Origin of the sequence: Shewanella sp. CAL98-MNA-CIBAN-0140 (assembly GCF_040309905.1) — a bacterium.
Taxonomy (GTDB): Bacteria; Pseudomonadota; Gammaproteobacteria; order Enterobacterales; family Shewanellaceae; genus Shewanella; species Shewanella psychromarinicola.
Map to the genome: position 1 here is coordinate 13,865 of NZ_JBEOPI010000030.1, position 14,675 is coordinate 28,539.

Consider the following 14,675-nt stretch of genomic DNA (forward strand, 5'->3'; position numbering starts at 1 on the left):
AAGATGTCTGGCGAGATAAAGTGGTTGCGGCAGTTGAATCTATTTTTTGTGGCAATGAGTTTTTTTACTCGGATCCCGGTGCCGCCTTGGGTGGTTATCGACAATGATAAGCAGAGCAAGGCCAGCCGATATTTTGGTGTGGTCGGCTTAGTGATTGGCTTAATTTGTGCGCTGTTGTTTTGGTTAGCACAACTCATTTTACCCGCGAGTATCGCTATTTTACTGGCGATGGTGGCGGGTGTGCTAGTCACTGGCGCATTTCATGAAGACGGTTTAGCCGACACCGCCGATGGGTTTGGTGGTGGTAGAACGATTGAAGATAAGCTGCGGATTATGAAAGATTCGCGCTTGGGCAGTTATGGGGCATTATCTCTGGGATTGGTGTTACTACTTAAATGGCAATTGTTGGTAGAGTTAGCTTTATACAGCCCACTGGCGGCGGTCAGCGCACTTGTCGTGGGTCACACCTTAAGTCGAGTCGTGTCGGCGAGCTTAATTTTCAGTGAACAATATGTCCGAAATGAACAGACCAGTAAGTCAATGCCTGTAGCACAAAATCAGCAGCTCAATGACTTGCTTATATTAATTGCTAGCGGTATTTTTGTGTTGTTATGGCTTAATGGCCTAGTGGCATTTGTACTGTTTATTACCTTATGGCTGGTGCGTATTTTGTTAGGCGGATTCTTCCGTAAACAGATTGGAGGCTATACTGGTGACACATTAGGCGCAGCACAGCAAATTAGCGAAGTGTGTTGTTATCTTGTCATTTTAGCGGTGGGATTAAGCTGATGATCCATTTGGTGTTGGGCGGTGCGCGCAGCGGTAAGAGTCAATTTGCAGAGCAATGTGTAGCCGAATACGCTGCTATTGGTTACCAATGCGTGTATTTAGCCACGGCAACGGCGCTAGACAATGAAATGTCGCAGCGTATTGAGCAACATCAGCAATATAGAGTGTCTAGCGCCCATGGCTGGACACTGCATGAACAAGCTTACGATATTGCACAAACCTTGGTGGCAATCGATAAACCCCAGCAAGTGATATTGCTTGATTGTTTGACGTTATTATTAACCAATCATTTATTGTTAGATGATGGTGCCTCGTGGGCTTCTCAAAAATCATTACTCATCGACAGTCTGCCCGCGTTGCAAAGTGAAGTGGTATTAGTCAGCAATGAAGTGGGCTCGGGTATTGTTCCCATGGGCGAGTTAAATCGCCGTTTTGTTGATGAAGCCGGTTGGCTTAACCAATCGATAGCGGCAATATCAGACCAAGTCACTTTGGTGGTTGCGGGCCTGCCTTTGACCTTAAAAGCATAATGTCATTGCCGCATTTTACCCTGCCAACCGCTGACCTATTGTCCGGGGCATTAATGGTGCAAGGCACCACATCTGATGCCGGTAAAAGCACTCTTGTTGCAGGGCTATGTCGCTTATTTGCCCGCCAAGGAGTCAATGTTGCGCCTTTTAAGCCACAAAATATGGCATTAAACAGTGCGGTAACCATTGATGGGGGTGAAATAGGTCGCGCTCAAGCACTGCAAGCCATCGCATGTCAATTACCCCCTCATACCGATTTTAATCCCGTGCTGTTAAAACCCAGCTCTGATACTGGCGCGCAAGTGATTATTCACGGTAAAGCGTTAACCACATTAGAAGCGAAGGCTTTTTTCGGCCCTGAGAGTCGAGGTTATAAAACCTTGGCCTTAGCGGCCGTGATGCAATCATACCGACGCTTACAGCAACAATACTCGCTGGTGGTCATAGAAGGGGCGGGCAGTCCCGCAGAAATCAATTTACGTGATGGCGATATTGCTAATATGGGTTTTGCAGAAGTGGCCGACTGCCCAGTGATTATTATTGCCGATATTGATAAAGGCGGCGTATTTGCCCATTTGGTGGGCACGTTGGCACTGTTAAGTCCGTCTGAACAAGCACGGGTAAAAGGCTTTGTGATTAACCGTTTTCGCGGTGACATCAGCTTATTGCAACCGGGTATTGATTGGCTTGAAGCCTATACCCAAAAACCCGTATTAGGCGTATTACCTTATTTACACAACCTACATTTAGACGCTGAAGATGCGTTAATTGATAGTCCCCAAAATCCGTTATCGGCAACATTGCCTACTACGCAGCGCTTGTCAGTATTGGTGTTAGTGTATCCAAGGATCAGTAATCATACCGACTTTGATCCGCTGCGTTTACACCCGCATATTGATTTTCATTATGTGACTATGCAAAGCGATGCAAGCTCGACTGTATGGCCTAACGCCGATGTCATTATTTTACCAGGCAGTAAAAATGTCCGCGCAGATTTGGCTTTTATGCGTCAACAAGGTTGGGATATTAAACTCAAAACCCATTTACGTTACGGCGGTAAAGTCATTGGGATTTGTGGCGGTTATCAAATGCTCGGTGAGCTAATTGACGATCCTTTAGGCATTGAAGACATTGCCGGTTGCAGCAAAGGATTGGGCTTATTACCTATTACTACCGTATTAACGGTTAGTAAAACCTTAACTCAAGTAAGGGGTCACTTACGCTTACAACACCAGCAGGCAGAGTTTAGTGGGTATGAGATCCATTGTGGTGAGTCTTCACTCACTCAAAGTGATGTAACGCAGCCCATATTGATTGAGCAAGATGCACAGCAGACAATGCCGATCACCAAGCTCGATGGCATGGTGAGCAATGACCAACAAATTTTAGCGACCTATGTGCATGGATTATTCGATCATCCCGCTGCATGCCAACTTATTTTGCAATGGGCAGGCTTAGCGAGTCACCATGCTATCGATATTAACCAGATCCGCGAGCAGCAACTAAATCGTCTTGCCGATGTATTAGAAGCGCATTTGGATATGAATACATTGAAAGGAATAATCTCATGACAACTGATCACCACGACAACGAACAAGCTAGCGCTATTGATGCAAGCAAAGCTGAACGTCATAAAGCCCGCCAACAGAAAGTCAAAGTGGGTGTTGACGCTAAAATTGCCGCAGCCCAAGAAGAAAAAGGTATTTTGCTGGTACTAACCGGTAACGGAAAAGGTAAATCGACATCAGGTTTTGGCTCCGTTGCTCGTGCTGTAGGCCATGGCCATAAAGCGGCGGTAGTGCAATTTATTAAAGGTTCTTGGGCTTGTGGCGAACGTAATTTATTAGAAGGCGCAGGGGTGCCATTTCATGTGATGGGCACGGGGTTTACCTGGGACACCCAAGACAAAGAAAAAGACACCCAAGCCGCAATGGAAGCTTGGCTAGAAGCAGAAAAACTGCTTAAAGATGAATCGATTAATATGGTGTTACTTGATGAGCTGACTTACATGGTCAGTTATCACTATATCGAGCTTGAGCGGGTATTAACGGCATTAAAAAATCGCCCTGCGATGCAACACGTGATTATTACTGGCCGCGCTTGTCATCGTGACATCATTGAATTAGCCGACACAGTTAGCGAAGTGCAACCGATAAAACATGCGTTTAATGATGGGATTAAAGCTCAGTTGGGTTTTGATTACTAACAACAATGTAGGTTTGTTGATGGCTATTCAAATTAGTCTTTTGATTTAGCCGCTCACTCATCGTTTAGTTAAGATTGGGCGGGATATCCATACTTGCTGTAGCACTTAAGTTAACTTTTTTGGTATCAGAGCCAGGAAACCACTTGGCAACAACATGGTTAAATTCGCCGTTTTCTTTGATGGTGTCAAACGCTTGCTGCATTTGATTAAATAACTCAATGCGGGTGTCTTTGTGAGTTGCTAGTCCTAATGAAATTTTGCTAACAATAAATGCCGGAGTAAAATCGGCATGATTAAATCCTAAGTTTTTTACTGCTTCATTAAAACCAATTTGATTGTTGTAATTTAAATCAACGCGGCCAAATTGGAGCATTTTTACCGCAGTAGTTTGGTTGGTCACTAAATACACGTTGGCATAATCATGTTCAATGTTTAAGCGCTCCAGTGACACGTCATTGCGAGATAGCGCTATGTTGTACCTGTCGATATCATCTGGATTAGATATATCGATATCGGTTCTTGCGGTTTGTTTGTAAATCGCGTCTTGTACCGTGTAAAAATCGCTTACCCATTTAAAAGACGTTAAGCGTTTGTCGGTTTTCCCAATTGAAAAAATAAACGTATTAGGGTGCTTTTGAGCATTTCTATAGGCCCGACTCCAAGGCATCATTTGAATATCGATATCAAAATTAACATATTGCTGGGTAGCGTGTAAGATATCAATTGAAAAACCAACTAATTGACCTTGCTGATTTTGAGATTGAAATGGCGAGTATGCCTCAGTATAAAAAGTCACTTTTTCTTTTGCTTCACTAACGAGCGAAATAAGCGATATCACCACAATAGTTATAAAAGTGAAAAGAGACCTAATCATGAAATAGGATTACCTTAAGCCGAATTTTCCGCGCATCTTATCCTATTTATTGTATATATCAACGATCCTACTCATTATAGTTTATTACTGGATGTTGAAAAGTTGTAGACAGTGGTGTTTCTTATTTTGGTTTTTTAGTTTATGTCTTTGTTATCGTGATTTATTTACCACTGATTCAGTTACACCACATATTCGTCTGCCCAATCTTTTAAGCGCTCTAAAATATCCAATGCGGTACGGCCAAGATTGGTAATGGCATAAGACACTGCAATAGGGCGATCACTAATCACATGGCGGCTCACTAATCCTTGGGTTTCTAATTCTTTAAGACGTTGATCGACCATTTTCTTACTGGCGCCGCCTAACATGCGAGATAAATCATTGAATCGTACTGGACCATCTTGCAAGTGCCATAGTATTGATGCTTTCCATTTTCCGCCTAACACTCGCATTCCACGCTCAACTGAGCAGGGTTCTGCGCAAGGGTTGATAACTTTTTTTTGACCGTTATTCATTGTTTCAATTGTTGTTTTCATTTTTTCAACTTAAGTTATCCTAGGTTACTAAAAGTATACTGGTTGCTTTTGTATCCTATTGTATCAAAATAGACTTAATTCAGGCTAGTGTCATTTTTGTCCCATTAAGGAATATTTCTCCATGGCAGTATTAACCTCTTACGATCCGGCGAGTTATCACAAAGCCGATGACGGCCAACATATTGAAGCCACTGCGGTTGGCAGTGTTGAAACCTTAGCGATATCTCAGTTACCTGAGGTCATTGCCAATGCCCGAGTCGCGCAAAAAAGTTGGGCGAGTTTGTCGCTCATTGAACGTCAACAGTATCTGGTCAAGGCCTACCAGCAACTTGTGGCGGTACAAGATGAGCTGGCAAGATTAATCGGCCAAGAAATGGGTAAAGATTATCGCCGTGCCACTTATGAAGTGGGTGGTACGGTACAAAATGCAGCGTATTTTGCCAGTGAAATAAGCGATGCATTAACCACTGAGCAAGTTGATAACCGCACTGAAATACAATATCGACCATTAGGTGTTGTGGCGGTGATTTCGCCATGGAACTATCCGTTAGCCATGGCCAATAACTTGCTGATGCCAGCACTTATGGCCGGTAACAGTGTGATATTAAAACCGTCGGAACAGACACCATTAGTGGCTGAGTTGTTTATCAATACATTGAATAGTGTATTGCCAAAAAATGTGCTGCAACTGGCACAAGGCGATAGATCCCTTGGCCAAGCTCTGGTGGCGGCAGACATTAATATGGTGGCATTTACGGGTTCTATGGCGGCAGGAAAGCACATTATGGCCAATGCGGCAGCGGGCTTAAAACGCTTAGTGATGGAGCTTGGTGGCAACGATCCCATGATTGTGATGGCGACGGCCAACATTGACGCAGCGGTCAGGTTTGCAGTAGCCAGTTCGTTTGAAAACGCCGGACAGATGTGTACTTCAACAGAGCGCGTCTACGTAGATGAACGTATTGCCGATGAGTTTGAACAGAAGGTGGTGATGCTGGCCAGCCGTTATCAAGTCGGTAAATGGGATGAAGCCAATGTAAATATTGGTCCTTTAGTGAACCCAATGCAGCATCAAAAAGTGCTTGAGCAATTGCAAGATGCTAAAGCGAAAGGGGCGAGTTTTTTACTTGGTAGCGATGATTATCCATTACCGTTTATTCAGCCAACCGTGGTTAGCGGAATAACGCCAGAGATGTTAATCGAGCGCGAAGAAACCTTTGGCCCTGTGGTCGCTATCAGTCGTTATAAGCACATTGATGAGGCTATAAGTAGAGCTAACGATAGCCATTATGGTTTAGCTGCAGTGGTGTTTGGTGGCCAGGGCGCTAAAGCGGTTGCTGAGCAACTTGAGGCTGGCATGGTGGGAGTTAACCAAGGTGCGGGTGCCGGTAATGCGCCATGGGTTGGCGCTAAGCAAAGTGGTTTTGGCTTTCATGGTACTGCTGCAGGGCATCGTCAATTTGCCCAAGTACGCGTAATGAGTTATTAAATTTTTGGGCTGGGCAACATTGATTAGCCGATTTTTTGGTGAACAATCGCTGGCCCATTTTATGGTTAAAGGTATAAATAAATGAACACAACAAGTGAAAATTCAGCTTATTTTGTGGTGGCACGTGAACCCGGCGCAGAGCATCCGGCGTTGCCAACGTGGGCTAATCATCAAGCCAATATCGCAGAGCTTAATGATGCAGAGCTGACGCAAACTGAGCGAACTAAGGTGAGCAAAAAAATGTTAGCCGAAGTGCCTGGTGCTTTTCAATTACTCAATGTGTTGTCGGCCGATGAGTGTAAACGGTTAATTTCGGCCAGCGAGACGATGGGCTTTTTACCGGATGCAGCTGTGTCACTGCCTCGTCATGTTCGTCATAACGACAGCTTGACCTGGGTGGTCGATAACACCACTGAGCAAGTCATTTGGAATAGGGTTCAGCACCTTATGGATGACAACTTAGGGATTTTTGATGGTAAAGCTGCCTTAGGGGTAAATAATCGGTTTCGTTTTTATCGCTATAACCAAGGTGATTTTTTTAAGCCGCATTCGGATGGTTCATGGCCCGGCAGCCAAGTGATTGACGGTGAATTAGTGCGAGATGCTTTTGGCGATCGTTACAGTCAGTTGAGTTTTTTAATCTTACTGACAGAAGACTTTGAAGGCGGTGCAACCCGATTTTTAGTCAATGCGGATAACCCTCATTTACCGGCAAAACACGGCGATAATGTTAAGACCGTGGATGTAAGAACCCCAGCGGGTAGCGTGCTTTGTTTTCCTCACGGTATGCATCCGCTACATTGCATTCATAGTTCAGAACCGATTTATCAAGGGATTAAATACATTATCCGCACCGATGTATTGTTTGAGATATAGACATAACGATTAAGCGATAAACAATTTGATGGGTTAGCTTAATAATAAGCTAACCCATTTTTATGGGGCAATATAGTTGATGTGTAGCGTCTGTTATGCTTAACGGATAGAGGTTCTATATTAGAGAGACCAAACGTTACGTTTATGTATCTCTAGAGGCGATCAACGCTATTCAATTAACTCTTTATTAACCAAATTTAATCCGTCTCAGTACTTGCTATTTTAGTGACGAGGTTATCTAATTGTGCCGCTTTCTCCACCACATTTATAGAGGCGTTTACATGAGAGCTGTGCTGTGCAGTTTGTTGGTTGTGAGTGTTGTTTGCCTATCTGGATGTGCAGCAACGCAAAATAATTTTGCATCCAAAGTGAAAGCTGAAGGTGAGCAACACCTCGACTTGTCCCAGCAATGGGAACAAGGTCAAAAAGACGTTAAAAATGGCAGTAGCTTGTTAGTTGATGGCCGGAATTTGATCGGCAAAGGTAATACGAAAATCCGTGAAGGTGAAAAGCTGATTATCGTTGCCAAAGAAGCGGCACAACAACACCGTGTCGCATTTCAATTGATGGCGAGCACGTTAAACGGTGCTCAAAATGGCGCACGAGCACTGGTATTAGTTGAACGATTAGATGATATTGCCGATCTTTGGGAAGATGCCGACGACATGTATGCTGACGGTAAAGAACTTATCGAAGACGGTAATACCAACCTAGCAGAAGGCCAGAGTTCCATTGAACAAGGTCAAAATATGCTCACCAACGGTCGCACTAGAATGCAGCAAGCTGAATCTCAGTATCAGCAACGAACGGGTCAAGGTTTGGTTGAGCAAATGCATTTAGAAGAGCAGCCTCGTCAGTTCTAGTTAGCGTAAGTCATCATCAACGCGAGTTAACAATGAAAACCGATATTGCTGACCCAATATCGGTTTGTTGTTTTTAATGCTTTGGCTTAATGCTTTGGCCTAATGCTGTGGGCTTAGTGCTGTGGGCAATAAACTAAAGCGCTTTGCTGTTAAGCCATTATTCAAAATCGGCTTTTACTTCAAACACCATTGCTTCGCCGCTCACCGGGTGATTTAAGCCTAAATACTGGGCGTGCAAATGCAGTCTATTAGCGACAACCCCGTATAAATCATCGCCCACAATCGGCATGTGCAATCCGTCATGATGAGCGCAATGGATGCGCAACTGGTGGGTGCGACCTGTTTTAGGATACAAATGCAGTAAAGTGCGTTTTCCTTGACGTTGATACACCTGCCAAAATGTCTGGGCATGCTTACCGTATTCATAGCACACGAGTTGCTTTGGCCTGTCGTCTAAATCAACCCTAAGCGGCAAGCTAATGTCGCCCTCATCTTGGTCCGGCGCACCTTCAATGAGGGCAATATATCGTTTGGTGACAACGCGCTGAATAAACTGCTGTTGCAGGGCTTTATTGGCCTCTTTGGTGAGCGCTATTACCATTAAACCAGAGGTCGACATATCGAGGCGATGGACAATTAATGGCCCGGTTGCATTAGGATATTGTTGCTGCATGCGGCTAAATACCGAGTCGGTAATGTTTTTACCCGGAACCGATAACAGTTCAGCGGGTTTATTAATAATGGCCATCGCCTCATCTTGATAAATAATATCAATCGGTAAGTCTTTACCTGGATTAATCAGTAACGGGTCATCATCAACCTGCATGCCTGTTAACATATGAGTCAAAATCGGGCGGCATTTTCCGTGGCAAGCAGGGTAGTAGTTTTGATGTTGTTTGATTTCAGATTTAGGTGATGACCCCCACCAAAACTCCGCCATGGCAATGGGGGTTAATTGATGGCTAAACGCATATTGCAGCAACTTAGGTGCCGCACATTCGCCAGCCCCAGCGGGCGGTAAATGATTGGGAGCATCATTAAAAATATCGTTTAAATCTCGCGCTTCACCTAAGGTATTTAAAAATTGATACTGGGCAAATAGCTTTTTTTGTAAGCCATTAGACAGTTGTTTACGCTGATATTTAAGCTGCTTAATCTGTTGTTGCAGGCTACCGAGTTGCGATTGTGTCGCGTCTATTTGCGTCTGCCATTGCTGCTTTAACCCATTAAGCTGGTGCTTTTGCTGCACGCTTTGACGGCTTAACTCAATCGACAATCTTTTATGCTCATCGGCACTTATGTTTGATAGCGCTAATGCCGAATCTGCTTGCTCACGCTCTATTTTTCGTTGTTTGCGACTTGCCACAATTAAACCGCGTTGCTGCTCAAGTTCGGTGGCAGATTGCTGTTGTTGCTGATGTAATTTCGCGGTTAGCGTCGCCAGTAATGGATTGGCTTGTTGCTGACTAATCGACAGATTAATTTGATTAATCTGTTTATTCTCGGCACTAAAAAAACTGTCTTGGGTTAGCATGTCAAATACTGGCGGCACAAACGGTGGCAAGATATTTTTATCAGCCAATTTACCCGAAAAAGCTGCTAAAAAACCGATATTCCCTTGAGGATTTTTTACCACCAACACACCAAACATTTTACCAATCACCATACCGCGATCGTTTACGCTGTCTAAGCCAAAGTTATGTTGCCAAGGGTTTGATATAAGTAAGTCTTGTTGCAACTGCTCAGCAGCCTGCAAACATATTGGGTGTGGCTGATAATAGAACGGAAAGGTAAACGACTCAGGCTGGCTGTGCTCAGCAATACTGTGATTAAAAGGAATAAAATACGGGTCGTTAACAGCCATTACACACACTCACAGTACAAAAGGGTCGCTATTTTACCCCGTAGCGGTTTGTGATGCATCTATAAGTGCATTGCAGGTTTGGTATTAGTTCCTATCACCTTGGAGACACTTGCTGACATAGGATATAAATAGTCAAAAAAAATCCCCGCGGATAAACACCGCCGGGATAATATTTTAAAAAGCTCTCTCATCGCAAGCTCAGGCTATAGACCCAAAACGACTTAGGCTTTAGCCACTCTGTGCAAGGCACAAACTTTATTACCATCTGGATCGCGAAGATAAGCTAAATACAAGTCAAACGCTGGACCTGAGCGTACCCCAGGCGCATCTTCACAGCCTGTGCCGCCATTGGCTAAACCTGCAGCATGCCATGCATCAGCCAATGCGGGTGTTTCAGCGGCAAAACCGATAGTCGTGCCATTGCCATGACATGCTGACTCACCATTAATGGGTTTAGTTAATGCCAATATACCCGTTGGCGTCATGTAAAAACACCGACCTTTGTCATCAATTTTGCCAGCGGCGTGGCCCAATGTTGCTAAAATTGCATCGTAGAATTTTTTTGATGCATCGATGTTATTAACGCCGATCATAATGTGACTAAACATGGTAACTCTCCTTGTATGAACTCAACTGAATTCAATGGTTATTTGCCCCATCTATATCTTCTCGACGGGTTTATCTTATTGATGTGTTTTTATTGTCTAACATTGAGCTTAGTTAAGCTCAAATTTGGGGTTTAATAACGCGATAGTATGGTTCAGTAATGATTTGTCACCTATCTCGCCATGACCTGGCACCACCATTTTCACTTGAGGGAATTGGGCTTGTACCTTGGCAACAGTTAATGGCCAAGCTTGCATGTCGGCTTCACCAGTGTAGCCTAATGTGGTTGCATTAAGTGATTTTATCAAACACCCGCCAAATAATATTTGCTGTGTTGGTAGCCATACCACAAGGTTATCAAGGGTATGGCCCGCACCGAGGTTATACACTTCGACTAAATCCGTTTGCATAATGTACTGTTTTTCTGCAAAGGTGTTTTTAGCTATTGGTTGATCATTTTTTGCTAAAATTTGCTGGGTAGTTTCAGACACGGTAGTCGAAATGTCTTGGCTGTTAAGGTAACCGATACCACCGGCACGATCCTGGTGGGAATGTGTTGAAATACTGGCGACAGGGGTAAAGCCTTTCAGTGTTATCCAGTCGATGAGTTTAGCGGTATCACTGTCTGTCCAAGGGGTATCAATGATAAAGGCTTGTTTATCTTGAACCACGATAAGGCCGTTGGCTTCGACTAAGCCAAAATTGCTGACATTCATATAGGAATGATGCAAATACACCCCATCAGCAAGTTTAGATACACTTAGTTGGCCTTCAAGGTTAGGTTGTGCTGTTTGGCTTATTGTGGAGTCTTGCTTCGCTTCATGAGCATAGCTTGATGAGCAGAGCATCAATACGAGTAAGCATATCGTTCGCCATGAGCAATTTAAGTAACGGTTAATCATAGCAATGTCCATATATGCCTGAGTGAATGGCGAGTAAAATAAAAATCAACGTAGGCATGTTACACAGGCTTATCATTGGTTTGAGTTTGATAAACAGAAAATAATGTTGCTACGTTCACTTTGGCATTAAGTTTTGCTGCCAGTAAATACATACCTGCCAATTTTCGATGTATAAAAATAGCATCGGTTGGTGGGGTATGCCATTCATTTTGTTGGGTACTCATGACTTTACCTGCTTGAGTAATGCGTTTAGCTAAATTACTTTCGCCAAAGTCGTAATCCCCGTCAAAGCGAAGTGGCTCGCAAGCTTGATAAAAAATATCAATAATTAATTGTTGCTGGGCGGGATCAATTTGATCTTGAAAAAAGCCAATTTGCTTGGCTGCAGCGGTCATTTTAGTCTTGTCTTCATCAGCGGCTCCTAGCATGAGCTCTAGGTAGCCATCTGATAACGTATCACTGATCGCTCGCGTAGCGCCAAAGTCGAATAGAACGATTTTTTGAGTATCTTTTTGATATTGAAAATTGGCAAAGTTAGGATCAGACTGGACTAATTTAAATTCAAAAAGTTCTTTAAAGCACAAGGCCATTAGCGTGGTAGCAATTTGATCCCGCACCTCTTGTGGTGATTGTGCTAATGACTCAATGGCCACCCCTTCGACAAACTGCATGCACAAAATACTGTCATTACTGAGTTGCTTATACACCTTGGGCACAATAAAGCTTGGGTCGTCGGCCAATTGCTGCTGATAAAGTGCTATTTGTTGTGCTTCGAAGTGATAATCTGCTTCGTTATGCAGCTGTGCTTTAGCTTCAGCCAATAAGGTATCGAGTTTAACGTTTGCCGGAATAAGGCGTGAGACTTTTAATAATGTGGCAACGTTGTCGATATCGCTGTCGATACTGTCTCGAATACCTGGGTATTGAATTTTGATTGCCAGTTTTTCGCCAGTCTCTAAATAGGCTAAATGCACTTGGCCAATAGAGGCCGCGGCAAATGGGCGTAATTCAAATTGAGCAAACGGAGCAAGCCAGTCTGGGCCCCAATGCTCAACTAATAAATGGGTTAATTGCTTATGTGGCATGGCTTTAGCGTCTGAACGCAGTTTTGCGAATATGTCTGCTAACTCGGGAGGCACGAGATCGCCCGCATCCATTGACAACATTTGACCCACTTTCATCGCGGCGCCGCGCAGCTGTGACAACTTGTCTGCTACATGGCCAATGTTGGTTGGGGTCATCATCAGTTGTTGCATTGATGGTGATTTGCCTTGGCTAAACTGTTTTGCGCCTTCAAACAGGACGTTACCCGCTAGGCGTGAAGCCAGCCCACCCATTTTTGATAATCGAGATAAACGGCTAGTTGGCACTTTGGCTTCATTATTTTTCATCATCACTCACTTGTGTCGCGTAAATGGGGAACGCATGTAGTCATTGTACGCTTAAGTTGATTATTTCGTTCAATATGCGCTGATGCCCTAGTCAGAAATAGCGGTATTTTATGTTAATGTTATTGGGACTCATAAACTAATAATAAGAAAAGGACCCTCGTTTGAGTATTATTAATCAATATTTGAGCCAAGCGGAATCGCTGTTTAAATCTAAAAATTATTCGTCGGCCAGAATATATGCTCGTAAAGTGGTTAAGCGTGATGATAGGCACGTTGGCGCCCTAGCATTATTAGGCCACATTCATTTACAGCAGCAACAATATGCCCAAGCCGAAAGCTATTTTGTTAGCGCTGTATCGATTGAACCTCATACGGTTTCAGTGTTGACGGGGTTACTGGCTATAGCTGAAGTGAAACAAGACTTTTTCTCGGCTAAAGGTTATTTAGAACAATTAATTAATCTGCAACCACAGGTCGGCCAATACCGTTATAAACTGGGGCTAGTCGCGACTAAAGTGGCCGATATGGCATTAGCTGAACACAGTTTTGAATGGTGTGTGGAACACGATTTTGAAGAGCCAGCGGTGCAGCTCAATTTAGGTCATATTTATAAAGCGAAAGGTGATACTGAGCGCGCGGCTAATTTTTATCATCAGTATATTCAATTAAGCCCAAAGCAAGTCGGTGTTGGCTATTGGAGCTTAGCTGATTTAAAGCAGTATCGATTTAGCGCTAATGATTTAGCGTTATTACAAAACTTTGCTTCGGACGCGTCGCTCAGTAAGCAAAATCAGGCGTTAGTTTATTTCGCCTTGTGTAAAGCCTATGAACAACATCAGCAAATCGATAAAGCCTGTGAGTCGATGTTATTAGCCAATCAAATTATGGCGGTTTATCGGCCATTTAAGCAGCCTTTGTTCGCTAAAATTGTGTTGTCTTTACTTGGACATACTCCGTCGCCACATATTGATAGTTTACCGACAACTGGCCAAACGCCCATTTTCATTGTCGGGATGCCGCGTTCTGGCACCACTTTGGTTGAACAGATTTTAGCCTGTCATAGTGAGGTAGGTGCTACCGATGAGTTACCATTTATGGAGCGATTTGCGCTACAAATGGACATGTCGGGCGATTATCAATCTCAATTAAGCCAGCTTTCTGCTAATGAGATTATGCAGTTCCGCCAACGTTATTTAACCGAAGTGGATCATTATTTTACCGAGGCACCGATTTATGTGATTGATAAAAATCCGAATAATTTTTTGCATATTGGCCTCATTAAAAGCTTATTTCCCCAAGCAAAAATCATTAACGTGGTGCGTAACACGGTCGACAATGGTTTGAGCGTGTTTAAGCAGTTTTTCAGTTTTGGTCACGATTATTCGTATTCGTTTACGGGAATAACCAGTTACTGGCAGCATTATTTAGACATCATGGCGCATTGGGACAAACTGTACCCGAACGAGATATTACATGTGTGTTTTGAGCAACTGGTGCGTGAACCAGACTCGCAAATTCAGCGCATGCTGGACTATTGTGGCTTAACTACTCAGGCGCAATGCTTTACTTTTTATGAGTCAGATCGCGCCGTATTAACGCCCAGTGCCAGTCAGGTTAGGCAGCCTATGAACCCTAAGGCTATTGGTCAAGCGGCTAAGTACCAGCCTTTTATTGCGGCGGAAATTGCGCAACTTGATGCGATTGCCAAAAAAGCATCGCAGCAATTTTTTGGTTAATAAAATGGCGCCA

Annotated in this window: 14 protein-coding genes; 8 read left to right on the forward strand and 6 right to left on the reverse strand. The window is 43.7% G+C overall.

Translation table 11 applies throughout. The features are described 5' to 3' along the window. Positions 1-3: 3 nt before the first annotated feature. From AAEY93_RS15125 to cobO, 4 genes are read left to right on the forward strand one after another with little or no spacing between them, the layout of a single operon-like run. Positions 4-789, forward strand: coding sequence for an adenosylcobinamide-GDP ribazoletransferase (locus AAEY93_RS15125; RefSeq protein ID WP_101032618.1), 786 nt, complete (start codon positions 4-6; stop codon positions 787-789). Further along, the gene (cobU, locus tag AAEY93_RS15130; RefSeq protein WP_124013689.1) at positions 789-1,319 is read left to right on the forward strand and encodes a bifunctional adenosylcobinamide kinase/adenosylcobinamide-phosphate guanylyltransferase; all 531 of its coding nucleotides are present in this window, start codon (positions 789-791) and stop codon (positions 1,317-1,319) included. Before AAEY93_RS15125 ends, cobU begins: the two co-directional genes overlap by 1 nt. Continuing rightward, positions 1,319-2,890 (forward strand): cobyric acid synthase, encoded by a 1,572-nt coding sequence (locus AAEY93_RS15135; RefSeq protein WP_351078006.1) that lies wholly within the window; start codon positions 1,319-1,321, stop codon positions 2,888-2,890. Before cobU ends, AAEY93_RS15135 begins: the two co-directional genes overlap by 1 nt. After that, positions 2,887-3,525 (forward strand): cob(I)yrinic acid a,c-diamide adenosyltransferase, encoded by a 639-nt coding sequence (cobO, locus tag AAEY93_RS15140; protein WP_101032615.1) that lies wholly within the window; start codon positions 2,887-2,889, stop codon positions 3,523-3,525. Before AAEY93_RS15135 ends, cobO begins: the two co-directional genes overlap by 4 nt. A 64-nt stretch (positions 3,526-3,589) precedes the next feature. Here the strand turns inward: cobO and AAEY93_RS15145 are convergent, their stop codons facing one another. After that, positions 3,590-4,399, reverse strand: a complete 810-nt coding sequence (locus AAEY93_RS15145; protein ID WP_351078010.1) for a substrate-binding periplasmic protein — start codon at positions 4,397-4,399, stop codon at positions 3,590-3,592. A 179-nt stretch (positions 4,400-4,578) separates the two neighbouring features. Next, positions 4,579-4,935: a winged helix-turn-helix transcriptional regulator gene (locus AAEY93_RS15150; protein ID WP_124013693.1), complete on the reverse strand. Its 357-nt coding sequence runs from the start codon at positions 4,933-4,935 to the stop codon at positions 4,579-4,581. A 121-nt stretch (positions 4,936-5,056) separates the two neighbouring features. Between AAEY93_RS15150 and AAEY93_RS15155 the strand changes: the two genes are divergently transcribed. The 3 genes from AAEY93_RS15155 to AAEY93_RS15165 all read left to right on the forward strand — a co-directional run bounded on the left by AAEY93_RS15155 (position 5,057) and on the right by AAEY93_RS15165 (position 8,163). Then, positions 5,057-6,424: an aldehyde dehydrogenase family protein gene (locus tag AAEY93_RS15155; RefSeq protein WP_351078014.1), complete on the forward strand. Its 1,368-nt coding sequence runs from the start codon at positions 5,057-5,059 to the stop codon at positions 6,422-6,424. 81 nt (positions 6,425-6,505) lie between these two features. Further along, positions 6,506-7,300 (forward strand): 2OG-Fe(II) oxygenase family protein, encoded by a 795-nt coding sequence (locus AAEY93_RS15160; RefSeq protein ID WP_351078016.1) that lies wholly within the window; start codon positions 6,506-6,508, stop codon positions 7,298-7,300. 281 nt (positions 7,301-7,581) lie between these two features. Continuing rightward, positions 7,582-8,163 (forward strand): hypothetical protein, encoded by a 582-nt coding sequence (locus AAEY93_RS15165; RefSeq protein ID WP_101032610.1) that lies wholly within the window; start codon positions 7,582-7,584, stop codon positions 8,161-8,163. A 157-nt stretch (positions 8,164-8,320) separates the two neighbouring features. Here the strand turns inward: AAEY93_RS15165 and AAEY93_RS15170 are convergent, their stop codons facing one another. From AAEY93_RS15170 to AAEY93_RS15185, 4 genes are all read right to left on the reverse strand, one after another. Beyond that, positions 8,321-10,027: an RluA family pseudouridine synthase gene (locus tag AAEY93_RS15170; RefSeq protein WP_351078018.1), complete on the reverse strand. Its 1,707-nt coding sequence runs from the start codon at positions 10,025-10,027 to the stop codon at positions 8,321-8,323. A 221-nt stretch (positions 10,028-10,248) separates the two neighbouring features. Then, positions 10,249-10,635 carry a VOC family protein gene (locus AAEY93_RS15175; protein WP_351078020.1) on the reverse strand — a complete coding sequence of 129 codons (387 nt, stop codon included), beginning with the start codon at positions 10,633-10,635 and terminating at the stop codon, positions 10,249-10,251. Between the two features lie 108 nt (positions 10,636-10,743). Then, positions 10,744-11,547: a DIM/SIM/IMP family subclass B1 metallo-beta-lactamase gene (gene blaDIM / locus AAEY93_RS15180; RefSeq protein ID WP_502959560.1), complete on the reverse strand. Its 804-nt coding sequence runs from the start codon at positions 11,545-11,547 to the stop codon at positions 10,744-10,746. Between the two features lie 47 nt (positions 11,548-11,594). After that, on the reverse strand, positions 11,595-12,926 hold the full coding sequence (locus tag AAEY93_RS15185; protein ID WP_351078064.1) for an ABC1 kinase family protein: 1,332 nt from the start codon (positions 12,924-12,926) through the stop codon (positions 11,595-11,597). Positions 12,927-13,087: 161 nt separating this feature from the next. On the opposite strand from AAEY93_RS15185, the gene AAEY93_RS15190 reads away from it, so the two are divergent. Then, a complete protein-coding gene (locus AAEY93_RS15190; RefSeq protein WP_351078024.1) occupies positions 13,088-14,662 on the forward strand; it encodes a tetratricopeptide repeat-containing sulfotransferase family protein in 1,575 nt (524 codons plus the stop codon). Positions 14,663-14,675: the final 13 nt, after the last annotated feature.

Excerpts from the sequence above, each read along its gene's own strand:
- AAEY93_RS15125 (WP_101032618.1), top strand. The coding sequence starts at position 4 with ATGTCTGGCGAGATAAAGTGGTTGCGGCAGTTGAATCTATTTTTTGTG.
- cobU (WP_124013689.1), top strand. The coding sequence starts at position 789 with ATGATCCATTTGGTGTTGGGCGGTGCGCGCAGCGGTAAGAGTCAATTT.
- AAEY93_RS15135 (WP_351078006.1), top strand. The coding sequence starts at position 1,319 with ATGTCATTGCCGCATTTTACCCTGCCAACCGCTGACCTATTGTCCGGG.
- cobO (WP_101032615.1), top strand. The coding sequence starts at position 2,887 with ATGACAACTGATCACCACGACAACGAACAAGCTAGCGCTATTGATGCA.
- AAEY93_RS15145 (WP_351078010.1), bottom strand. The coding sequence starts at position 4,399 with ATGATTAGGTCTCTTTTCACTTTTATAACTATTGTGGTGATATCGCTT.
- AAEY93_RS15150 (WP_124013693.1), bottom strand. The coding sequence starts at position 4,935 with ATGAAAACAACAATTGAAACAATGAATAACGGTCAAAAAAAAGTTATC.
- AAEY93_RS15155 (WP_351078014.1), top strand. The coding sequence starts at position 5,057 with ATGGCAGTATTAACCTCTTACGATCCGGCGAGTTATCACAAAGCCGAT.
- AAEY93_RS15160 (WP_351078016.1), top strand. The coding sequence starts at position 6,506 with ATGAACACAACAAGTGAAAATTCAGCTTATTTTGTGGTGGCACGTGAA.
- AAEY93_RS15165 (WP_101032610.1), top strand. The coding sequence starts at position 7,582 with ATGAGAGCTGTGCTGTGCAGTTTGTTGGTTGTGAGTGTTGTTTGCCTA.
- AAEY93_RS15170 (WP_351078018.1), bottom strand. The coding sequence starts at position 10,027 with ATGGCTGTTAACGACCCGTATTTTATTCCTTTTAATCACAGTATTGCT.
- AAEY93_RS15175 (WP_351078020.1), bottom strand. The coding sequence starts at position 10,635 with ATGTTTAGTCACATTATGATCGGCGTTAATAACATCGATGCATCAAAA.
- blaDIM (WP_502959560.1), bottom strand. The coding sequence starts at position 11,547 with ATGGACATTGCTATGATTAACCGTTACTTAAATTGCTCATGGCGAACG.
- AAEY93_RS15185 (WP_351078064.1), bottom strand. The coding sequence starts at position 12,926 with ATGAAAAATAATGAAGCCAAAGTGCCAACTAGCCGTTTATCTCGATTA.